This window comes from Tatumella sp. JGM94, from assembly GCF_018257595.1.
GTDB lineage: Bacteria > Pseudomonadota > Gammaproteobacteria > Enterobacterales > Enterobacteriaceae > Tatumella > Tatumella punctata.
The window spans coordinates 44,407-67,218 of the sequence record NZ_JAERJN010000016.1 but is presented as its reverse complement, the minus strand read 5'-3'; the positions used below and the strand labels follow the sequence as shown (position 1 = coordinate 67,218).

Annotated in this window: 19 protein-coding genes and 1 riboswitch; of the genes, 6 read left to right on the top strand and 13 right to left on the bottom strand. The window is 51.4% G+C overall.

Going from position 1 to position 22,812, the window contains the following annotated elements:
• Positions 1-20 precede the first annotated feature (20 nt).
• Both JK216_RS12475 and parC read right to left on the bottom strand, forming a co-directional pair.
• A complete protein-coding gene (locus tag JK216_RS12475; protein ID WP_212708529.1) occupies positions 21-752 on the bottom strand; it encodes a 1-acylglycerol-3-phosphate O-acyltransferase in 732 nt (243 codons plus the stop codon).
• 160 nt (positions 753-912) lie between these two features.
• Entirely contained in the window at positions 913-3,189 is a 2,277-nt protein-coding gene (parC, locus tag JK216_RS12470) for a DNA topoisomerase IV subunit A (RefSeq protein ID WP_212708530.1), read from the bottom strand.
• Positions 3,190-3,544: 355 nt separating this feature from the next.
• Here parC and JK216_RS12465 point away from each other — a divergent pair, with 355 nt between their 5' ends.
• Entirely contained in the window at positions 3,545-4,126 is a 582-nt protein-coding gene (locus JK216_RS12465) for an NAD(P)H-dependent oxidoreductase (RefSeq protein ID WP_212711748.1), read from the top strand.
• Here JK216_RS12465 and JK216_RS12460 read toward each other — a convergent pair.
• Positions 4,123-5,049 carry a LysR substrate-binding domain-containing protein gene (locus tag JK216_RS12460; RefSeq protein ID WP_212708532.1) on the bottom strand — a complete coding sequence of 309 codons (927 nt, stop codon included), beginning with the start codon at positions 5,047-5,049 and terminating at the stop codon, positions 4,123-4,125. The genes JK216_RS12465 and JK216_RS12460 overlap by 4 nt on opposite strands.
• 241 nt (positions 5,050-5,290) lie before the next feature.
• Between JK216_RS12460 and JK216_RS12455 the strand changes: the two genes are divergently transcribed.
• Positions 5,291-6,208 (top strand): DMT family transporter, encoded by a 918-nt coding sequence (locus JK216_RS12455; protein WP_212708533.1) that lies wholly within the window; start codon positions 5,291-5,293, stop codon positions 6,206-6,208.
• A gap of 82 nt (positions 6,209-6,290) precedes the next feature.
• Here JK216_RS12455 and parE read toward each other — a convergent pair whose 3' ends face one another.
• From parE to nudF, 5 genes are read right to left on the bottom strand one after another with little or no spacing between them, the layout of a single operon-like run.
• A complete protein-coding gene (gene parE, locus JK216_RS12450; protein ID WP_212711747.1) occupies positions 6,291-8,186 on the bottom strand; it encodes a DNA topoisomerase IV subunit B in 1,896 nt (631 codons plus the stop codon).
• A gap of 46 nt (positions 8,187-8,232) precedes the next feature.
• Positions 8,233-8,814 carry an esterase YqiA gene (yqiA, locus tag JK216_RS12445; protein WP_212708535.1) on the bottom strand — a complete coding sequence of 194 codons (582 nt, stop codon included), beginning with the start codon at positions 8,812-8,814 and terminating at the stop codon, positions 8,233-8,235.
• A 3-nt stretch (positions 8,815-8,817) separates the two neighbouring features.
• Positions 8,818-9,645, bottom strand: coding sequence for a 3',5'-cyclic-AMP phosphodiesterase (cpdA, locus tag JK216_RS12440; RefSeq protein WP_212708536.1), 828 nt, complete (start codon positions 9,643-9,645; stop codon positions 8,818-8,820).
• 31 nt (positions 9,646-9,676) lie between these two features.
• Positions 9,677-10,102, bottom strand: coding sequence for a DUF1249 family protein (locus JK216_RS12435; RefSeq protein WP_212708537.1), 426 nt, complete (start codon positions 10,100-10,102; stop codon positions 9,677-9,679).
• Positions 10,099-10,734, bottom strand: coding sequence for an ADP-ribose diphosphatase (gene nudF / locus JK216_RS12430; protein ID WP_212708538.1), 636 nt, complete (start codon positions 10,732-10,734; stop codon positions 10,099-10,101). The genes JK216_RS12435 and nudF overlap by 4 nt, the downstream gene beginning before the upstream one ends.
• A gap of 222 nt (positions 10,735-10,956) precedes the next feature.
• On the opposite strand from nudF, the gene tolC reads away from it, so the two are divergent.
• The 3 genes from tolC to JK216_RS12415 all read left to right on the top strand — a co-directional run bounded on the left by tolC (position 10,957) and on the right by JK216_RS12415 (position 14,409).
• Positions 10,957-12,429, top strand: coding sequence for an outer membrane channel protein TolC (gene tolC, locus JK216_RS12425; RefSeq protein WP_212708539.1), 1,473 nt, complete (start codon positions 10,957-10,959; stop codon positions 12,427-12,429).
• Positions 12,430-12,565: 136 nt separating this feature from the next.
• Positions 12,566-13,240: a DUF1190 family protein gene (locus JK216_RS12420; RefSeq protein WP_212708540.1), complete on the top strand. Its 675-nt coding sequence runs from the start codon at positions 12,566-12,568 to the stop codon at positions 13,238-13,240.
• Between the two features lie 8 nt (positions 13,241-13,248).
• Complete coding sequence (locus JK216_RS12415) at positions 13,249-14,409, top strand: glutathionylspermidine synthase family protein (protein ID WP_212711746.1); 1,161 nt, start codon at positions 13,249-13,251, stop codon at positions 14,407-14,409.
• A 42-nt stretch (positions 14,410-14,451) separates the two neighbouring features.
• On the opposite strand, the gene ygiD is transcribed toward JK216_RS12415, so the two are convergent.
• The gene (gene ygiD / locus JK216_RS12410) at positions 14,452-15,240 is read right to left on the bottom strand and encodes a 4,5-DOPA dioxygenase extradiol (protein WP_212710334.1); all 789 of its coding nucleotides are present in this window, start codon (positions 15,238-15,240) and stop codon (positions 14,452-14,454) included.
• A gap of 193 nt (positions 15,241-15,433) precedes the next feature.
• Positions 15,434-16,090, bottom strand: coding sequence for a 3,4-dihydroxy-2-butanone-4-phosphate synthase (ribB, locus tag JK216_RS12405; RefSeq protein ID WP_212708543.1), 657 nt, complete (start codon positions 16,088-16,090; stop codon positions 15,434-15,436).
• A 105-nt stretch (positions 16,091-16,195) separates the two neighbouring features.
• Positions 16,196-16,344, bottom strand: a riboswitch (FMN riboswitch).
• Between the two features lie 183 nt (positions 16,345-16,527).
• Between ribB and JK216_RS12400 the strand changes: the two genes are divergently transcribed.
• Complete coding sequence (locus JK216_RS12400; RefSeq protein ID WP_212708544.1) at positions 16,528-16,812, top strand: accessory factor UbiK family protein; 285 nt, start codon at positions 16,528-16,530, stop codon at positions 16,810-16,812.
• A 47-nt stretch (positions 16,813-16,859) separates the two neighbouring features.
• Here the strand turns inward: JK216_RS12400 and hldE are convergent, their stop codons facing one another.
• The 3 genes from hldE to JK216_RS12385 form a co-directional block, all read right to left on the bottom strand.
• Positions 16,860-18,290: a bifunctional D-glycero-beta-D-manno-heptose-7-phosphate kinase/D-glycero-beta-D-manno-heptose 1-phosphate adenylyltransferase HldE gene (hldE, locus tag JK216_RS12395; protein WP_212708545.1), complete on the bottom strand. Its 1,431-nt coding sequence runs from the start codon at positions 18,288-18,290 to the stop codon at positions 16,860-16,862.
• 164 nt (positions 18,291-18,454) lie between these two features.
• Positions 18,455-21,244 carry a bifunctional [glutamate--ammonia ligase]-adenylyl-L-tyrosine phosphorylase/[glutamate--ammonia-ligase] adenylyltransferase gene (gene glnE, locus JK216_RS12390; RefSeq protein WP_249213121.1) on the bottom strand — a complete coding sequence of 930 codons (2,790 nt, stop codon included), beginning with the start codon at positions 21,242-21,244 and terminating at the stop codon, positions 18,455-18,457.
• An 89-nt stretch (positions 21,245-21,333) separates the two neighbouring features.
• A complete protein-coding gene (locus JK216_RS12385) occupies positions 21,334-22,650 on the bottom strand; it encodes an inorganic triphosphatase (RefSeq protein ID WP_212708547.1) in 1,317 nt (438 codons plus the stop codon).
• Between the last annotated feature and the right edge of the window lie 162 nt (positions 22,651-22,812).

The window sequence follows — 22,812 nt, the reverse complement described above, 5'->3', positions numbered from 1 at the left end:
TACCGACTGCGGCGATACTGTTATTTTTCCTGCGTGCGGCGGGCCACTTCTTTATTCAGTTCATCAAGGCGCGCAGACATCAGTTCACGGCAGTGGGTCGCCAGCTTACGCGCCGACTGACCTTCAAACTGTTTGATATCTACCGGAGGTAACATTTCAACAATCACCAGCCCGTTGCGCCAGCGATTGAGTTTTATCTTATTATGGGTATCAGAGATCACAATTGGGATCACCGGAACACCGGCCGCCAGCGCAGCATGAAATGCACCGGTTTTAAACGGAAGCAGCCCGCGTCCGCGGCTGCGGGTACCTTCAGGAAACATCCAGAACGAGATCCGTTTCTTTTTAAACTGAGACACCACATCGTTGATCGTATCATGGGCCTTGGTCCGGTTATCGCGGTCGATCAGCAAATTCCCGGTCAGCCAGTATAACTGTCCGAAGAACGGGACCCAGGCCAGGCTTTTTTTCCCTACAGTGACCGTCGGTGGCTGCACCATATTTGCTGCCGTTACCATATCGTAATTGTTCTGATGGTTTGCGATATAAATGGCATTACCGAAGTTTTCCGCACCTTCGGGTTTACGCAGCTCAACACGGATACCAAATACTTTATTCAGGCGGCCAAAGGCATGCGCGAAAGTCGCGACATGGCGCGGGTTCCTTGGTGAGAAACAACACCATAAACAGCCAAACACACAGACAATAACCGAATAGATAATAACGATAAGAGCGCGCAAAATTAACAGCATAACAACCTCTTAATAGCAGCCTGCTTTACTTCTTTCGCTAAAAAGCAGACAGAACATTCACTGCCGGTGCTATCACACCGCAGTGATCATCAGAACAACAATAAACAGCCAGCAAGTATAACGGTTTTTTTAGCCGCCGCGTTACCTGCCGGCAGCGTTCTCAGTCCGTCGCTGCTGCGGTATTGTTATCCGCAGCAGGTGTTTCAATATCAACACGATCAATGCGCTGCAACCCGCGTGGTAACAAAGTACCGCGCCGTCCGCGCTCGGTTCTGAATTTTTGTAAATCATCTTCACGCAGTGTGAGTTTTCGCTTACCGACATGTAATGTCACCACACTCAGTGGCGGCAGTAATAACAGCCAGACGACTTTATCGGTGCCGGCAGCGGCTTCAGCGGCCGGAATGGAGATAATCTTGTTACCCTTACCTTTCGATAACTGAGGCAGGTCTTTCACCGGGAACATCAGCATTCGTCCGGCAGCCGTAATCACCATCAACCGATCTTCATCGTTATTAACCGCCAGTGGCGTCATGACTCTGGCATTTTTCGGTAACGAAAGCATAGCCTTACCGGCACGATTACGCGACTGTAAATCGTTAAAGGTACAGATAAAACCGTATCCGGCGTCAGAGGCCATCAGTAACCGTTGATCGTCCGCTTCCATCAGTACATGTTCGACGACTGCTCCCGGCGGCGGGGTCAGTTTCCCGGTCAGGGGTTCCCCCTGGCCACGGGCCGAAGGCAGACTGTTCGGATCTAAGGTATAACTGCGGCCGGCGGAGTCCAGAAACGACACCGGCAGATTGCTTTTGCCTTTGGCGGATGCAAGGTAGCTGTCACCGGCCTTATAACTGAGTCCGGCAGGATCAATATCATGCCCTTTGGCACTGCGTACCCAACCCATTTGTGATAACACCACGGTCACAGGTTCAGAAGGTACCAAATCTGTTTCGCTGATCGCTTTTGCTTCGCTACGTTCACGTAACGGTGAACGGCGATCATCACCATAGGTTTTACTGTCCGCCTGCAATTCTTTCTTCAGCAGAGTATCCATTTTCCGTCCGGAAGCCAGTAATGCCTGTAGCTCATCACGTTCTTTGGCCAGCGCATCCTGCTCGGTGCGGATTTTCATCTCTTCCAGTCTGGCAAGATGACGCAATTTCAGTTCAAGGATCGCTTCAGCCTGAGTATCGCTGATAGAAAAACGTGACATCAGCAATGCTTTTGGCTGGTCTTCGCTGCGAATAATTTCAATCACTTCATCTATATTCAGGAAAGCAGTCAGCAGCCCTTCAAGAATATGCAGACGGTTCAGCACCTTATCCAGCCGGAAGTTTAAACGTTTACGTACCGTATCACGACGATAGACCAGCCATTCACTGAGGATTTCCAGCAAATTTTTTACCGCAGGACGGTTATCCAGGCCGATCATATTCAGGTTAATACGATAACTTTTTTCCAGATCCGTGGTGGCAAACAGGTGATTCATCAGCGGTTCAGCGTCAACCCGGTTGGAACGCGGCACAATCACTAGCCGGGTCGGATTTTCGTGATCAGACTCATCACGCAGATCCTCTACCATAGGCAGTTTTTTATTACGCATCTGGGCGGCGATCTGTTCCATCACCCGCGCACCGGATACCTGATGAGGCAGCGCAGTGATAATCAGTTCACCGTCTTCTTTTTTCCATACGGCACGCTGCCGCACACTGCCACGCCCGCTGGCATAGATTTTTCGAATCTCACTGCGCGGGGTAATAATTTCCGCGTCTGTCGGGAAATCCGGGCCCTGAACAATATCCAGCAATTGATCCAGGGTGGTTGCTGGCTTATCAATCAGTGTTATGGCAGCATCGGCAACTTCACGTAAATTGTGTGGCGGAATATCCGTTGCCATCCCGACGGCAATTCCGGTCGTACCGTTTAACAGAATATTCGGTAAGCGGGCAGGCAGCATTTTCGGCTCCTGCAGCGTCCCGTCAAAGTTAGCGACATAATCGACAGTGCCCTGTCCCAGCTCACCAAGTAACAGCTCGGCATATTTTGATAAGCGGGATTCCGTATAACGCATGGCAGCAAAGGATTTCGGATCATCCGGCGCACCCCAGTTTCCCTGGCCATCCACCAGCGGATAACGGTAAGAGAAAGGCTGCGCCATTAATACCATCGCTTCATAGCAGGCACTGTCACCGTGCGGATGATATTTACCCAGAACATCACCGACCGTACGGGCCGATTTCTTAAATTTTGCGCTGGCATTTAATCCCAGCTCAGACATTGCATAAATAATACGCCGCTGAACCGGTTTTAAGCCGTCCCCGATATAGGGTAATGCCCTGTCCATGATCACGTACATGGAGTAGTTCAGATAGGCATTTTCGGTAAATTTGTGCAATGCAAGACGTTCTGCACCGTCCCGGGTCATGTCACTCATTGTTAATCAATCCTCACTTCGCGGCCAGCCAGACACTCGTCGGTGGCGGTTATCTGGCGGGGATAGTACCTTATTCGCCGTAGTTAGTCACAGGGGCGTTACGCGGCTACCAAGCCTTGTGCCGCGAATGAGGGTTAAAACATCAGTCGTACTCATCTCTGAATACCGGCCACAGGATCAGGCATTACTTTTTGTATTTTTTCCCGGCAGATCTTCAGGGGGTTACTGACCTGCGGATCTGTGACGGCATCCACCGATTATTGCAGTCTCTGCAAAAGTATTATGCTCAGCCAACCATTTTTTTTTATCTGCCGGCAGTTAACAATATACAGAGACCAGTTAAGAGGAAAAAACGATGAGTAACATCCTGATTATTGACGGAGGCACCACATTTGGTCATTCCGCCGGACGCCTGAACCACACGCTCAGTGAGCAGGGCGCCGCGGAACTACGTCGTCTGGGCCACGAGGTATCGGTTACCCGTGTCGATCAGCCGTACGATATTGAGGCCGAGATCGAGAAATTTGTCCGCAATGATGTGGTGATCCTGCAAATGCCCGGCTGGTGGATGGGAGAGCCCTGGACCGTGAAAAAATATATCGATGAAGTGTTCACCTATGGTCATGGCCGCTTATATGCCAGTGACGGCCGTACCCGTGCAGACAGTGAAAAGAAATATGGTTCCGGCGGATTACTGCAGGGGAAAAAATATATGCTGTCACTGACCTGGAATGCGCCGTTACAGGCCTTTACCGATCCACAGCAGTTCTTTGAGGGCAGTGGCGTGGACGGTGTCTATCTTCATACCCATAAAGCATTCCAGTTTCTGGGGATGAGTGGCCTGCCAACCTTTATCTGTAATGATGTAATTAAAGATCCTCAGGTGCCGCTGTATATTGAAAATTACCAACAGCACCTGCAGCAAATATTCGGTTAATGCTTACCGGGATATCCCGGTGCCAGTAACAGGCCGTGTTCTGTCACGGCCTGTTGCAGATAATCGAGGAAACAGCGAATACGAACCGCCAGTGCCGTGTTGCGGTAATACACCGCATGTACCGGCAATAACATACTCTGAATTTCCTGCCCGAGAATCGGTACCAGTTTGCCTTCGTTCACCGCTGCTGCCGATGCAAAGTCAGATAACCGGGCAATCCCCTGGCCGGCTATCGCCAGTTGTAAGATTGTCTCACCACTCGATGCCCGCAGCGTCGGGGTTATCTGCATAAATTCCTGGCGGGCATTAAACAGCGGCCAGTGGTTATGTACCAGAGGCTGAGTGAAACCCAGCGTACGATGGACGGAAAGCTGCTCACTGTGTTCAGGCGTTCCGTAACGCTGCAGATAGCCGGGGCTGGCAAACAAACGTAACGGACTGTAGCCCAGAATCCGGGCATGGATCCCGGAGTCGGGCAGGGTTCCCATGCGGATCGCAATATCTGTCTGTTGTTCCAGCAGATCAATCGGCAAATCATCGGTCGTCAGTTCCGGCTCAATCTGCGGATAGCGCCCGAGGAATTCTCCGAGTAAGGGGACGATAATATGCTGCATAAACGAAGGTGCCGTATTGATACGCAGCCGGCCTGAGGGCGTTTCCCGGCGTACAGCCAGCTCCTCTTCTGCTGAGGCCATTGCGGCCAGGATTTTCCTGGCTCGTTGTAAAAACAGGCTGCCCTCCGGGGTCAGGGCCATCCGCCGCGTGGTGCGTTGCATCAGTGTGGTATCCAGCTTATTTTCCAGCCGGCTGAGTGAACGACTGACCGAAGATACGGTCATCGTCAGTTGATCTGCCGCCGCGGTAATCGACCCGCTATCCACTACCGCTATCCAGATGCGCATATCTTCAAGTGTGACTTTCATTATTCTTTTCCGGCAACGCCTGAGCGTATCAGGTAATCACCGCCAGTGTGCCACCTGCCAGCAGCCTGATACCAGCAAGGCCGCACAAAATACCTGTTTATCATGGTCACTATAATAATTTGTAAAAAAACAGCGACAAAAAAGAAGCAAATTTTATTCTATCTTCTATACACTTCTGCTTTTCACTGAGTCTTATGCATCAGAATCCGCCGTTCCATTCTTAACACTCTTTAGGGGACTAATGAATACATCTCGTCAGGGAATTTATCTGGTATTACTCGCGGCAACCCTCTGGGGAAGCTCAGGTGTTGCTGCCCAATACTTATTCGAAAATTATCTGTTCAGTGCCGGTGGCATAACCATGATCCGCCTGATTGCCGCAGGGTTATTGCTCAGTATACTGGGTGTTCTGCAAGGGAATCACCCTTTAGCAATGTTCCGGCAACGCCAGGCCCTGTTGAAACTTATTATTTTCAGCCTGTTCGGAACCCTGATGGTACAGCTGTCTTTTCTGATGACTATCGAGAAAACTAACGCCGCAACTGCGACAGTTTTGCAATTTCTGGCACCGGTTGTGCTGGTGCTATACAACATGATAGCCAGAAAACGTTTACCCGGAGCCGTTATTTGTCTCGCAGTACTGACATCACTGGCCGGCACTCTGCTGATGGCAACCCACGGGCACCTGACGTCATTGCAACTTTCGGTCACAGGGCTGGTATGGGGGCTGATTTCTGCCTGTGCCGCGGCTTTTAACTCCTCCTACTCCTCGGGACTGATCCGCCAGTTTGGTACCCTGCCGGTGGTCGGGATAAGTATGTTAATTGCCGGATGTTCGTTAATGCCCTTTTATCTGCCGGGTCTGAATTTACACCAGCTGGATACTGCCGGCTGGTCGGCAATGGGTTTCCTGGTACTGATCGGCACCGCATTAACTTTTAGTTTATTTCTTAAAGGTGCCTTTCTGACCGGTAGCCAGAACGCCAGCGTACTGAGTTGCGCGGAACCTCTCAGCAGTGCCTTGCTGTCGGTATTACTGTTAGGAGTCTCTTTCGGGATAGCTGAATGGACAGGGTCGTTACTGATCATGCTGTCGGTGGTATTTATTACCCTGGCACCCGATCCTGAACGTTCCAAAAGGAAGTTAACTTCTTTGTAACTGTTATCACCGGCCAGTCGGTGCCGCTGAGCCGGCTGACCGGGTGCAACAAATATCCGGCAGGCTGTCTGCCGGAAAATAATCAGACCTCGATATCCACTTTATCGCCGCGTTCCTGCAGCCAGTTACGACGATCTTCAGCGCGTTTTTTTGCCAGCAGCATATCCATCACTTTCAGGGTTTCGTCAACATCGTCGTCATCGACTGTCAGTTGTACCAGACGGCGGGTATTGGGATCGAGAGTGGTTTCCCTTAACTGCATCGGGTTCATCTCACCCAGCCCTTTAAAGCGCTGCACATTAACTTTGCCGCGTTTACGTTTCAGTTGTTCTAAAACCCCGGCTTTTTCATCTTCATCCAGAGCGTAATAGACTTCTTTTCCGAGATCGACACGGTAAAGAGGCGGCATCGCGACATACACATGTCCCCCTTTCACCAGTGCACGGAAATGGCGGACAAACAGTGCACATAGCAGGGTCGCGATATGCAGTCCGTCGGAGTCTGCATCGGCCAGGATACAGATTTTACCGTAGCGCAACAGGCTAAGATCTTCACTGTCCGGATCGATACCAATAGCAACCGAAATATCATGTACTTCCTGAGAGGCAAGCACTTCATCAGAAGAGACTTCCCAGGTATTCAGTATCTTCCCTTTCAGCGGCATAATTGCCTGATACTCACGGTCACGGGCCTGTTTAGCCGAGCCACCCGCAGAGTCACCTTCCACCAGGAATAATTCGGTCCGGTTCAGATCCTGAGCGGTACAATCGGCCAGTTTTCCTGGCAGTGCCGGACCACTGGTAATTTTTTTACGTACTACTTTTTTTGCGGCTCGCATGCGCCGCTGAGCACTGGCGATGGCCATTTCAGCCAGCTGTTCAGCCAGCTGAACATTCTGGTTCAGCCACAGACTAAAAGCATCTTTTACCACGGCCGAGACAAAAGCCGCTGTCTGTCGCGAGGAGAGACGTTCTTTGGTCTGTCCGGCAAACTGAGGATCCTGCATTTTTACCGATAATACATAGGCACAACGATCCCAGATATCTTCTGCAGACAATTTGACGCCGCGGGGCAGAATATTGCGGTATTCACAGAAGGTGCGCATCGCATCCAGCAGGCCCTGACGCAGACCATTAACATGAGTCCCGCCCTGCATGGTCGGGATCAGGTTGACATAACTTTCAGTCAGTAACTCTCCCCCTTCCGGCAGCCACAACAGTGCCCAGTCTGCCGCTTCGGTCTCTCCGGAGAAGCTGCCGACGAATGGCTGTTCCGGTAAAGTTACCAGTCCGTCGACCGCTTCTTTCAGATAGTCGGTCAGTCCGTCCTGGTAGCACCAGCGCTGTTCAGTGTTGTTACTTTTATCACGGAAAATAATTTCCACGCCGGGACAGAGGACAGCTTTTGCTTTCAGCAGATGTGCCAGACGTGATACAGAAAAGCGCGGGCTGTCGAAAAATGAGGCATCGGGCCAGAAACGCACCCGGGTACCACTATTACGCCGGCCCACGGTACCGGTAACCCGTAAATCTTCTACTTTTTCACCGTTCTCAAAAGCCATTTCATAGACTTCACCACCACGGCGAACGGCAACATCCACCCGCGTTGACAGGGCGTTCACTACCGAAATCCCCACCCCGTGCAATCCGCCGGAGAACTGGTAGTTTTTGTTGGAAAACTTTCCTCCCGCATGCAGACGACAGAAAATCAGTTCGATAGCCGGAACCCCTTCTTCAGGGTGAATATCGACCGGCATTCCCCGTCCATCATCAATCACTTCCAGTGACTGATCGGCATGCAAAATTACTTCAACACGTTTGGCATGTCCGGCCAGTGCTTCATCGATACTGTTATCGATTACTTCCTGCCCAAGATGGTTAGGACGCGTGGTATCCGTATACATGCCGGGCCGCCGACGGACAGGCTCAAGCCCGGTCAGTACCTCAATAGCATCCGCGTTATAACTTGATTGAGTCATCGTTCTCTTTTCGTTTGTTCTTGAATTTGCTCAGACAGCAGTGAGACTAGTCGCCGGCGATAGCCAGGAAATCAATCAGCTGTTGAAAGTATCGGTTAAATCCGGTGAAGGCATGATCCCCGCCCGCTTCGACGGTTTGCCGGCAGGCGGCGTAGTATTGCAGGGCCTGACGATAGTCAAGAACCTCATCTCCGGTCTGTAATAACAACCAGATCAGGTCCGGTGATATCAGGGGATCAATATACATAGCCTTCAGATCATAGATATGGCGAGACTCTAACACATAATGCTGACCGGTGTACGGGTTCCGGTTTTCACCCAGAAAGTCTTCCAGTAGTTCAAAAGGCCGGGTCGCAGGATTTATCACAACGGCCGGCAGCGTAAAGCGTTGTGACAGCCAGGTGGCGTAATAGCCCCCGAGTGAAGAACCAACAATTCCCAACGGCTGGCCGGCATAATCTGTCACCAGCGTTTCCAGCATTGCTGCGGCCTGGTCCGGACAGTCAGGTAACTGCGGGATAATCATCGTTATATGTGGGTAATGCCGCTGCATCCACTGTAGCAACTGCGTGGCTTTTGCCGAGTGCGGAGAACTGTTAAAACCGTGCAAATAGAGCAGAGTGGACATTAATTAATACCCTTCAGATTCCAGATCAGGAAGAAACTCCGTGGTATCCAGCCGGCACACCGCTGTCTCAAGAGTGCCGTCCGGCATTAACGTCAGCCAGCGCCAGCCGGGCGCGAGTGCATCAATCGTAAACCCTGAGCAGTGCGGTTTAAACTGAACACAGGTGGAAGGCGTCGCCAGTACTCTGCGCCCCTGCCATAATTCATCCATTTCCTGATGAATATGACCACACAGCAAGGTCGCTGCCCGCGGGTACTTTTGCAGAATACTGTCCAGCTGATGAGAATTACGTAAGTTGTGTTGGTCGAGCCAGGCACAGCCAGAAGGCACAGGATGATGATGTAACAAGATAACCGTATCCCGTTCAGCAGCGGTTGCCAGCGCATTTTCCAGCCACTCCAGCTGAAACTCACTGAGCATACCGTGGGGGACACCATAAACCTGGCTGTCGAGTAACAATATCTGCCAGCGTTCCCCAAGCAGTACCCGTTTGGACTGACTGATACCGGCCTTTGCCAGAGTCTCATACATTGCCGGCTGGAAATCATGGTTTCCCGGCAGCCAGACACAGGGGGCCGGTAGACGCAGAATACCTTCGGCAAAGTGCTGATAGGCTTCTGCGGAGTGATCCTGCGACAAATCGCCGGTAGCAATAATCAGATCATATTGCTCCTGTCCTGCAATCACCGCATCCAGTACTGCCTGATAACCCGACCAGGTGTTCACACCAAGCAGTGATTCATCTTTTCCCTTAAACAAATGCGTATCGGTTATTTGCAGTACTTTAATCCGCGCGGTATCGGCAATCCCGGGTATTAACACACTATCCAAGGCAAATCCTTAGTGAGCACACCATTATTCTTTAATATACGGCTTCGGCCATTGCGCCATAAATAAGGCAATAACGCAGCCATTCGGCAAGAAACTGGTTTATCTGATGCTTTTCGTCACGCTGATGTAATTTTTTATTCGGATAATCATAGCGTGCTTTAAAACGATAGATCTGTTGCGTCGAACACACTTCCGCAACCATCGCATCATGATAAAGTCTGACAGACATCGCAGGCAGACTCCAGTAACTTACTGCAGGTGCTATCTGACTGATATTAACGACAGTGGTATAACGTGTTGATTCTTCTATTGTCAGACGATATCTGGCCCCCTTAATCTGGTAGGTGATAGTCTCGCCCTGTCGATCATTGCGGGGTAACAGACGCCGCAACTGAGCATAGTTAGTCTCATTAAGACGCATCATTTGCGGAAAATCGGGGGTATAACGTTGTTTCATGTGGTTTTCCATTGGTCTTTAAGTCGTTTGTGGTGCAGTTCAAGCCATTGCACAGCAATCACTGAAGCTGCATTATCAATAATCCCCTCTTCAACCCAGCGGTAAGCCTGCTCCCGGCTGACCACCCGGACAAGAATATCCTCATTCTCTTCCTCCAGCCCGTGACATCCTTTTGCCTGGCTGGCATCCACTTCCCCGACCATCACCGCAATACGTTCGCTGGTTCCCCCGGGACTCGACAGATAATTTAACACAGGTTCGATCCGGCCTACGGCTAATCCTGTTTCTTCCCGGGCTTCGCGCCGTGCAACCTCTTCATCTGACTCTCCCGGCTTGATCATACCCGCCACCATTTCCAGCAGCCATGGCGTTGCAGAGTTCTCATAGGCAGGGATACGTATCTGCTCGATCATAACCAGCTGGTCACGTGAAACATCATAGAGCATTAATACTACCGCATTGCCGCGTTCCAGCACTTCCCGTTCTACCACGCGGCTCATTTCACCGCTGAACAAACGATGGCGAAACCGGTACTTAATTAATGAAAAAAAACCTTTATAGACACTTTCCCTTGTAATAATTTCTACATCGCTGCGCCCGAAAATAACAGGTGATGATTTTTGACCCGGCATCGCTTCACTCCTGACAAGGTATAATGACAAGCTGACGTAAAGTTATATACTGCAATTGTGACATCAGATGGTGGAGAATTTCGGCTATTATTTCGCGTGTTCTGACGCAGATGGCACGTTCAGCCAACTTAACATGCCATCGTACTCTGATAGAATCGCTGATTATTTTTTGGCTCCCGACAGCACCATTTATGCAATTTCGCTGCAATACAAGGAATGCAAATGAAAAAATTGCTCCCAGTTATCATTAGCCTGAGTTTTGCCGGCTTTTCACAACTTAGCCAGGCCGAAGATTTGCTCCAGGTGTATCAACAGGCCCGTACTTCGAATCCGGACCTGCGCAGTGCTGCCGCCGATCGTGATGCCGCGTTTGAAAAAATCAATGAATCACGCAGCCCGCTGTTACCTCAGTTAGGTCTGGGCGGAGATTACGCTTTCAATAGCGGTTACCGGGATAACAGCGGTATTCATTCAAATACCACCAGCGCATCGTTACAGCTTACCCAGACAATCTTTGATATGTCTAAATGGCGCGCCCTGACATTACAGGAAAAAACAGCAGGTATTCAGGATGTTACCTATCAGGTAGCGCAACAGGAACTGATTCTGAATACTGCAACTGCCTATTTTAATGTACTGAATGCGATTGATACCCTGTCTTATACTGAAGCACAGAAACAGTCTATCTATCGTGAATTAGATCAGACCACCCAGCGTTTTAATGTCGGTCTGGTAGCGATTACTGACGTACAAAACGCCCGGGCGCAATACGATACGGTGCTGGCAAGTGAAGTCACAGCTCGTAATAATCTTGATAATATGGTCGAGAAATTACGTCAGGTGACAGGTAATGATTACAATGCACTGGCTTCCGTCAATACGGAACGCTTCAGAACCGAAAAACCGGAAAACGTTAATTCACTGCTGAAACAAGCCGACAATCATAACCTGTCATTGTTGTCTGCCCGTCTGTCGCAGGATTTAGCTCGCGAACAAATTAAATATGCTGAAACCGGACATATGCCAACCCTTGGTCTGACGGCATCGACCGGCTTATCCAACAGCAAATATGGCGGCAGCCGTGCTCATACTACCAGTTCTAACCAGGATTCCATTTCCGGGTCTAACCAGATTGGTCTGAGCTTGTCTATTCCGTTATATAGCGGTGGCTCTGTGACCTCTCAGGTCAAACAAGCGGAATTCAGCTTTGTCAGCGCCAGCGAGAAACTGGAAAGCGCACACCGTTCTGCGGTTCAGACTGTCCGGTCATCGTTTAACAACGTGAATGCATCAATCAGCAGCATCAATGCTTATAAACAGGCAGTGGTTTCGGCGAAAAGTTCCCTCGATGCCATGGAAGCCGGCTACCAGGTCGGCACCAGGACTATCGTTGATGTACTGGATGCAACCACCACCCTGTACAATGCACGCCAGCAATTGGCAGATGCACGTTATAGCTACCTGATTAATCAGCTGAATATTAAATATGCATTAGGTACCCTGAATGAGCAGGATCTCGGCGCCTTAAACGCTCAGCTCGGCCCGGAAGTACCAACCTCTCCGGATATTGTTGCTCCGGAAAATCCGCAGCAGGTTGCGGAAGCCGATGGCAATAACGCTCCGGTAACAGCAACACCGGCAGCAGAAAGGAAACCAGCCACCCCGCGTCACAGTGGTAACCCTTTCCGTCAGTAGTCTGTATTTGCCGGGGATCCTCGCCCCGGCAAACGTATAACAACGTAAAGATCCCCTCAGCATCAGCCTCCCAGCTTCATTTTTAACCGCCCTTCCCCTATCCTTAGGCCTGACCTTTGGGCTATGGAAAAATAAAATGAAACGGACAAAAAATATCCGCCATGCAGCATTCCGTAAAAGCTGGCAGGCGCGTCATCTGACGCCGGTCGCAGTCGCTATTTCGGCAGTTTTTATGCTTAGCGGCTGCGAACAAAAAGATGAAAATGTCTCTATGTATATGAATGCCGATCAATGCAGTAAAGCAAACCCCGGCCAGCAGGCACAGTGTGATTCGGCTTATAATAATGCGGTGAAAGAAGCAGCCCGCACAGCACCAAAGTATGCCAGCCGTGAAGACTGCGTGGCGGAGTTCGGCGAAAATCAGTGCCAGAAGGCACCGGCACAGGCATCAACCGCAGCAGAGCCTCAGCAAAGTGGCAGTTTCTGGATGCCACTGATGGCAGGTTATATGATGGGACGGATGATGGGCGGCGGTATGTCTCAGCCACTGTTTACACCGCGTAATGCCGCCAGCCCGGCCAACGGCCAATTTGTTGATGCCTCAGGAAAATCTTATGGGCCTGCCACCGGCGGCCGTACCGCGACAGTGCCAAAAAGTGCGATGGCCCCCAAACCGGCCACCACATCGACCATTACCCGTGGTGGTTTTGGTGAGTCGGTTGCCCGCCAGAATACAATGCAGCGTAATGCTGCCAGCCCGGCCAGCCGCAGCCCTGCCACAACGCGCAGTACCCGTTCTTTCGGAGGATAAACTGTATTATGCAACGCCTGCCCATAACTGAACGTCCGGACTGGCGCAGTAAAGCCGAAGAGTATGGTTTTAATTTTCACACCCTGTACGGAGAACCTTACTGGAGTGAAGATGCCTATTACCGCTTTACCCTGCCACAGGTCGAATATCTGGAAGACGTCACCGCTGAATTGCACCAGATGTGCTTACAGGCCGCAGAGCGCGTCATCGCCAGTGAACAGTTACTGGATAAGTTCCGGATCCCGAAACATGTCCGTGATTTTGTCCGCGAGTCCTGGCACAACCGGCAACCGTCACTTTACTCACGACTGGATCTCGCCTGGGGCGGCAGCGGTGATGCTAAGTTACTGGAAAATAACGCAGACACTCCCACTTCCTTATATGAAGCGGCTTTTTTTCAGTGGATCTGGCTGGAGGATCAAATGGCTGCCGGGCAGCTACCGGCAGGCTGTGATCAGTTTAACAGTCTTCAGGAAAAACTGATCGACCGATTCCGTCAGCTACAGCAACATTCTGGCTTCAATAGCCTGCATCTGAGTTGCTGCCAGCACAGCAGCGAAGATCGGGCCACAGTTCAGTATTTACAGGACTGTGCCAGTGAGGCCGGGCTGCCAAACGAATTTCTGTATATTGATGATATCGGCCTCGGTGAAAAAGGGCAGTTTACTGATCTTCAGGATCAGGTGATCAGTAATCTGTTCAAACTCTACCCCTGGGAATTTATGTTCAGGGAATCTTTCTCAATGAAACTGGCCGATGCCGGGGTTCGCTGGCTGGAACCGGCATGGAAAAGCATTATCTCAAATAAAGCCATCCTGCCATTACTCTGGGAAATGTTTCCCGGCCACCCTAATCTGTTGCCGGCATGGTTTTCCGAAGATAACCCGCCGTTGCCGGAGAAATATGTTATTAAACCGCTATTTTCCCGCGAAGGCTCGAATATCCGGATTATCGATCAGGGCCGTGAGATAGCCAGTGCCGACGGGCCTTACGGTGAAGAAGGCACCATTATCCAGCAATATCATCCGTTACCCGAGTTTGACGGTAATCATACGGTGATTGGCAGCTGGCTAATCGATGACCAGCCTGCCGGTATAGGACTGCGTGAAGATAAGCAACTGATTACCCAGGACCTGTCACGCTTCTATCCGCACTGTTTTACCGGCTGAAACAGCTATCAGGGGCGCGTTTGCTGCCCCTGATTTTATCATTCATGAGTCAGCCAGCACCGACAACATACTCAGTGACCCCATTTCAATACCATCGACCGGTATTGAAATTTTATCGCCCGGTAATACCGCCCCCAGCACATACAACAAGGGCAGATAGTGTTCAGGGGAAGGATTAGACAACACCGCGCCCTCATGTTGCATAAAGTTAACTAACGGATGCTGTGCCCTGTCGCCCTGCCAGTGCAGATTTTCCCGCACAAAATTATTAAATGATTCAGCCCAGGGATAAGCCCCGGATCCGCCTTCCCAGCGTACTTTACGCAGGTTATGCACCACATTACCGCTGGCCACAATCATGACGCCCTGTTCACGCAGGGCGGCCAGTTTCTGACCGAGAGCAAAGTGATATTCGGCTGGCTGAGTCCCGTCAATACTGAGCTGCACAACCGGAATGGATGCGTCCGGATACATTTTTATCAGTACTCCCCATGACCCGTGGTCCAGTCCCCATTCCTGATCCAGCGTTACCGGCACCGGCGCTAATAATTCGGCAACCTGTGCCGCAAGGGCCGGTGAACCCGGCGCCGGGTAACGGGTATCAAATAATGCCTGAGGGAATCCACCGAAGTCATGGATCGTCCGTGGCTCCGCCATTGCAGTTACCGCCGTTCCACGGGTATACCAGTGAGCAGAAATGGCAACAATGGCGGTCGGTCGTGGTAATGCTTCCCCCAGCGCCTGCCAGCATTGAGTATAACGATTATCTTCCAGCACATTCATCGGGCTGCCATGGCCGAGGAATACAGCCGGCATACGTGAACCTGTCATAAATAAACTCCGCAAATCAGCTTTCTAATACATACCAACATACGCTTTTTTATCAGGAACACACGCGGGGGATAATGATGATCATATTCAGAGAATTTGAATGAAATAATACGAAGAACAATCAATTGGTTATAATAAAAAAGCTGACACTCCGGTCAGCTTTTTTGATGGTATGCTACTGCAGTACAGGGTCTCAGACTGCCTGACGATTATCGTGTTGCTGCCGCCATGCAATCAGATCTTCGATAGTCACTACCGGCATATCATGCTGTTTCGCAAAAGCGATCGCTTCCGGTGCCCGCGCCATCGTACCGTCATCATTGGTCAGTTCACAAAGTACACCCATCGGTTTAAAACCGGCCAGACGCACCAGATCAATAGTTGCTTCTGTGTGTCCGCCACGGGTCAGTACACCGCCTTCACGGGCACGCAACGGGAAGACATGGCCGGGACGATTCAAATCGGAAGGCTGTGCATCGTCCGCAATGGCAGCACCTATAGTTGTGATACGATCCCTGGCCGATACACCGGTCGTTACGCCCTGAACCGCTTCAATGGTTACTGTAAAGCCGGTACCATAAGCACTGGTATTGTTTTCTACCATCATCGGCAGATCAAGCTGACGACGACGCTGTTCGGTCATGCACAGACATACAATGCCACTGCCATGACGGATGGTCAGCGCCATCTGCTCCACGGTCATGGTTTCGGCGGCGAAGATCATATCTGCTTCGTTTTCACGATCTTCATCGTCCAGCACCATCACCCCGCGTCGTTCACGCAGTGCGGAAAATGCACGTTCCACACGCTGTTCAGGCGTGCCAAATTCAGAAAGAAGTGTCTGATTCATGGTAAAAACCCTTTAGTTATAAATGTTACCAGAACCAGGGCAGCTTAGGAGGAATGTCAGCAAGACAAAAAATAACGGTAAGAACCGGTCAGGTCCGTCAGATATCGTTACCCTCTCCCATCCGGACTATAACCGTCGGCCCCGGAATTACACCGGATCTGCTGACCTTCAGCCACAGGCTGAAGCGCTCGCGGGCTTTCAGTGAAAACTGATTTACCGCCGGTGGGGAGTTTCGCCCCGCCCTGAGAATAAGCAAATTCACTATATCCCCTATTGTAAAAAACGGCAATCACCGGACGGCTAAAAGTTATTAACCATTACTGCGGTTTAATTTATAGGTTTCCCGTTGACGGCTGAGGGATTACACTTGTCTTATTCAGGAGGCGGCCAGCGGCGGCGCCTCATTCGCTTCAGGGCGACCACCACAGGAATCTGTCATGATTGATGCTAAGAAAATTGAACAACTCGCCCGCCAGGTACAGGATGCGATGCCACAAGGGATCCGCAATTTAGGCGGTGACGTCGAGAAGAAAATCCGTCAGGTACTACAGGCCCAGCTTGGCCGTATGGATTTGGTTAACCGCGAAGAGTTTGATGTGCAGACTCAGGTATTGCTGCGCACCCGTGAAAAACTGGCAGCGCTGGAGCTCCGGCTGAATGCCCTGGAAGCAGCAGCTTCGGTACCGGCCACAGAACAAAAACCGTCAGAGACTGACGCCTAGTACAGAGATACGGGGACCTGTGGTCCCCGTATCTTGTTGCTGAACGATCAGGACTGACGGCTGGTAATGGTCCTGATGATATTGGTTGTCGAGATACCGTCTTCAAAATTAAGAATACGCACCTCTCCGCCGTTCGCCACAACCTCTTTTCCCCCGGCAACATCTTCCGGCTTATAGTCACCGCCTTTGACCAGCAAATCCGGTAAAATTTCGCCGATCAGACGCTGCGGAGTATCTTCTTCAAAGGAAACCACCCAGTCTACAGCTTCCAGTGCCCCCAGAACCGTCATGCGGTTAATCAGCGGATTCACCGGACGACTGCTTCCTTTCAGACGGCGGGTCGAAGCATCACTGTTCACCGCAACAATCAGCCGGTCGCCGAGGTTACGGGCATTTGCCAGATAAGAAACATGACCGGCATGCAGAATGTCGAATACGCCGTTCGTCATGACGACTTTTTCACCACGGGCACGGGCCTGTTCGACCACAGACTTCAGTTGCTGCTCATTCATCACACCAAAGCCGCTGTCCGGACGGGCATGAATTGCATTTTCCAGCTCAACAGGACTGACTGTCGAAGTACCCAGTTTTCCGACGACCACGCCGGCACCGGCATTCGCCAGGAAACAGGCATCTTCCAGAGAGCAACCGGCTGCCAGCGATGCTGCCAGCACCCCTATCACCGTATCTCCGGCTCCGGTAACATCATAAACTTCCTGTGCCAGGGTCGGTAAATGCACAGGATCTTTCCCTGGTTGTAATAAGGTCATACCATGTTCTGAACGGGTGACCAGTAAAGCGGATAATTCATAATCCGCCACCAGCGCCATCCCCCGCTCAATGATATCATCGACATTACGGCATTTACCGGCCACAGCTTCGAATTCGGACAGATTAGGTGTCAGCAGTGTGGCGCCGCGATAGCGCTCAAAATCAGTGCCTTTCGGGTCAATCAATACAGGAACCCCGGCATCGCGGGCAAGACGGATCAGCGTCTGTACATCAGATAAGGCACCTTTGGCATAATCGGAAAGCACCACTGCTCCGACTTTACCGACGGTTTCCCGCATCCGCTGATTAATCGGCTCAGGGTCAATATTTTCAAACCCTTCTTCAAAATCGAGACGAATTAACTGCTGATTACGCGACAGAATACGTAATTTAGTGATCGTCGGATGCGTGCTTACCGGGACAAAATTACACCCGACATGCACTTTTTCCAGGGTGCGGGACAGGGTGGCTGCAGCGTCATCGGCACCGGTTAACCCGATAATTTGTGAAGCCGTTCCGAGCGCGGCAATGTTCATTGCGACGTTGGCCGCACCGCCAGGCCGCTCTTCTATCGTTTCTACTTTAACCACAGGTACCGGGGCTTCAGGAGATATTCGTTGTGTCGGTCCATACCAGTAACGATCTAACATAACGTCACCAATCACCAATACACCCGCACGGCCAAAATCAGGCAGCGTTACTTTCATTCCAGAGACTCCAGAGCGTGTAAACCAGACTAAAAAATTTTGCCGATAATAACATAAACACCCGCAGGTAGCTGTTATCTGCAAACCAAATCGGCGGGCCGGGTTACCTGCCCTGAAAATAAATCTTAACTATGGCAACAGACAGACGGAAAAGTTGCGCTGCTTTATACGGGTGACTGTGCCAGCCAGTGATGCCAGCTCTGGCTGACTGTCTGCCGTTGTACTGAGTATAAATCCGCAGCAACCGCAGCAGGCAGAGATTGCAATGCCAGCTGGTGCAAGGCATCCCGTAAAGTGACATAGGTGGCCGTCAATTGTGCCGCTTCTTCTTCCTGCATAATACCGGCAGCGGCCATCGCCTCAAAGATCCGCACATTATCCGGCCAGCGGGCCAGTTCAGGCTGACGGGATGCATGACTGAGCACCAGATACTGGGCGATAAATTCAATATCAGTGATACCGCCACTGTCAGCCTTAATGTCCCAGCGCCCCTTATGTTTATTCCCCAGATGCTGACGCATTTTTTCGCGCATTTCCCGGACTTCTTTTTGCAGTGTTTGTGCCTGTCTTGGCAGACAGAGAATATCACGACGGATAGCGTTAAAACGCTCCGCCAGGGCCGGTTCACCAAAGACAATCCGTGCCCGCACCAGGGCCTGATGTTCCCAGGTCCAGGCCTCTTCACGCTGATACTGGTGGAATGCACTGAAAGTACTGACCAGCATCCCAGCCGCACCTGACGGACGAAGTCTGGCATCCACTTCATATAAAATACCGGAGGCAGTACGGGTGCTGAACAGATGCATAATGCGCTGTGTCAGACGCAGATAAAACTGGCGACTGTCGATGCTACGTGGCCCGTCAGTCGAAGAATCTTCGGGGCAATCATGCAAAAAAACCAGGTCAAGATCTGAGCTGTACCCCAGTTCCAGCCCACCCAGTTTGCCATACCCCACGACTGCAAAACCGTACTGCTGCGGATCACTCAGATGGCAGGGCCGCCCGTAACGGGCAACCATCATATTCCATGCCTGGCGGACCACCATTTCCAGAATAGCTTCCGCCAGCCAGGTCAGATGATCACTGACTTTCATCACCGGCAGCGTTCTGGCTATATCAGCTGCAGCAATATGTAACTGCTGAGTTTGCTTAAACTGACGTAATGCTTCCAGTTGTTGTTCTTCATCATCTGCCGGAATACGCATCAGGTACTGGCGTAACTCATCACGGTAAGCATCGATAGCCGGCGGATGATACAGGGTGGCAGGATCCAGCAACTCATCCAGCAACAACGGGTAACGAGCCAGCTGATCCGCGACCATTGGTGAAGCAGCACACAGCCGGATCAGATGCGACAATGCACCGGGATACTCTGTCAGCAGTTCCAGATAAGTGCTGCGGGTAAGCACTCCGCTCAGTAGCGGAATCAAACGGTGCAGCGTTTCATCGGCCTGCGGGCCGCCACAGAGCTCAGCCAGCAAACGGGGCATCAGCTGATCGAGAGCCTGCCGGCCACGCGGCCCGATAGTCCGGCGCGCGACGTCCTGCCGGAAATCATGCAACTGTTTCAGCAGCCGCTTCCGCTGTTGATCATCAAGTCCGGGTGTCAGGGGCTGTAATTCCCCGGCATGATAATCCCCGAGCCACAATTCACTGTAATCACTCAGTTCACTCTGTTCTGCGGCCCCCGGGACATCCTCCCCGATTAATTCATCGAAAATAGTACGCACATTTTCCATATGCTGAGCCAGGGTAGTACACAGGCCAGACCAGTCCTGTTCACCCATCGCCCATGACAGCCGTTGCCGGTACAGAGTATCGGAAGGCAGGGTCTGGGTTTGCTGATCATTAATACTTTGCAACAGGTTTTCCAGCCGCCGCATCCAGAGATAGGCATCGCTTAACCGGGTCACTTGCTGGCCGGGCAGCAAGCCCAGACTGGCGACAGAATCAAGCGCTGCCAGCCAGGAACGTTGCTGAAGTGAACGCTCACGTCCGCCACGGATTAGCTGAAATACCTGAACGATAAATTCACATTCGCGGATCCCTCCGGCACCGAGTTTAATATTATCGGTCAGGCCACGACGACGTACTTCGCGGGCAATCATCCCTTTCATGGTACGTAATGACTGGATCACACTAAAATCAATATAACGCCGGTAGACAAAAGGCCGCAGCATCTGCTGCAGTTCCTGATATCCCTCATTATCCGACTGTCCCAGGATACGAGCCTTTACCATGGCGTAACGTTCCCAGTCACGCCCCTGCTCCTGGTAATAATCCTCCAGTGCAGCAAAACTCATCACCAGCGGCCCGCTGTCGCCAAAAGGCCGAAGGCGCATATCCACCCGATAGACAAAACCTTCCGGCGTTTGCTGATCCAGCAGTTTAATCAGCCGCTGTCCCATACGGGTAAAAAACAGGGTGTTATCCAGTTGCCGCCTTCCGCCGCGGGTGGTTCCCGCGGCAGGCCAGGCGAAGATTAAATCAATATCCGAAGAGAAGTTCAGTTCACGGCCACCCAGCTTCCCCATACCCAGAATATATAATGGCTGTTCGACACCTTCATGGCTGCAGGGGGTTCCCCATTCGAGACAGCATTGCCGGTAAACCCAGTCACGTGCGGCAATAATTAATACTTCCGCCAGTTCACTCAGCTGTAACAGGCTTTGCCGGGTCGTCGCCACCGACAGCGATTGCATCCAGGCGATTCTGACCATCATATAACGTCGGAAATGACGTAAGGCCTGCATAACTGCAGCCTCACTGTCGGCACCTTCCAGCCACTCAGCCAGCCATAACCGATACTGTTGCCATTCATCAGGTGCGGGCGGATATTGTTGCAGTCGCCGCCACCAGTCCGGATGCTGCAGCAGGCTTTCTGCTACAAAATCACTGAATGCCAGAACGGCGCACGCATCTTCGCCCGGAGGCAACAATGGAAAACCGGACATTTCTGCCACTTTCCTGTATTGCTCCTGCATCAGTAAAGGTAACGGCAACATACTATATTCCCTGTGATATCTGATGAAATGGTCTGATGTTATTCGCTGACTTTGCCCGGTTCATTACCGTTAAGCCAGAACGCTGCCTGGCGATGCAATGAACGCAGCGTCCACGGCAGGTCATGATAACGTTCCTGATGAATTTGCTGTAATACCTGCCACCATGGCGCCAGCCACTCATCGACGGCTGTCAGCGGATAGGCTCCGCATAACAGGCAAACCGCCAGTATCTGCCGGTGAATACGCTGAGCTTTATCCTGATACCCTGCAGGCTGACTAACTTCAGCCGTGGTGCCTTTTAGTTCCGCCACCACCCGGCCCAGCATCACGTCACAAAAACGTTTAAAAGAGCCCTGCAGTTTTTTACGGTGTTTCTCTTCCAGTACGGCTTTCCACGGTTGTTCGGTCAGCCAGTGAGTCAGTGCTAACTGGGTTTCTGCCGAGGCAGCAGAGAAACAGAGCTCTTCAGCAGGGCTGTCAACCGCTGACTGCGCCAGGGTCAGCAATAATTCACGTAACCGGCCAGTGGCTTTACGGGGGATCATGCTGCCAAACAGGGTAAACACTTCCCGGATACCTAACAGTATCTCCCGCACCCGCACGCCGGCCTCTTTGTTACCTTCCAGCCATAACTCTTCATGGTATTGCCATTCATTCAGCAATACAGACAACATCGTTTGCAGACCCTGTTCACAGGTCAGTTTTTTCTCTGCCTGCACCCGCGGGAACGGACGGACATTTTTCGGCGGATTTCCCTGAGCCAGATGATAGCCCCTGGCCGCTTTACTCAGACTGCCGGGCCGCAGTCCGCCGCCGGCAATTAACTCAAAGGCAAATGCCATCAGTGCCTGACGTGTACCTTTTTTCAGCTCCAGCTCCACTTCAAACAGCGGAGTCTGCAACTCTCCGGCAATGACAGCGCCCTGGTCAAAAGCCACTTCAATTTCACTGTCACCACAACTCACCAGCCATTTCTCACGGACAAAATCCGTGCGGAACAAGGGCTGCAGTCGCTGTTGGAGTTCCGTAACATCAATACCTTCCGGCCAGACACTTTCCGGCAGTAAGCGAATATCCAGAGTGTCGTCAGCTAAGCTGACATTAAATTCCGGACGCTGATGTAATCCGCCAATCGTCTGGCCGCTGGTTTTCAGCGTCATTTCATAGTGCTGATTGATACCGCGGATCCGTAACCCCATATCCCAGCGGCGTAACTGATTATCAGGCGTTTCAAAATAGATATTTGCCAAAGCCTGAGGCGCAGAGTGCTGGTGAGGCCAGCCATTAAGACGGTCTGCCAGTTGTGAGGCAGCCAGCGGACTGGCAATGAACTTTAGTTCTGTTTCGATGGTCATAGAATCTCTGAATGTCACAATTACTATCAATAAACCGTTAAATTACTCCGCTTCCAGAGTAATCCAGTAAAGACGCACTGTCTTTGATTTGTTAGGCTTTAGCATCGCCGAGAACAGGAAAGTTCTCATTTATCTCTATACAGCCCCTCTCCAGACTGTGGC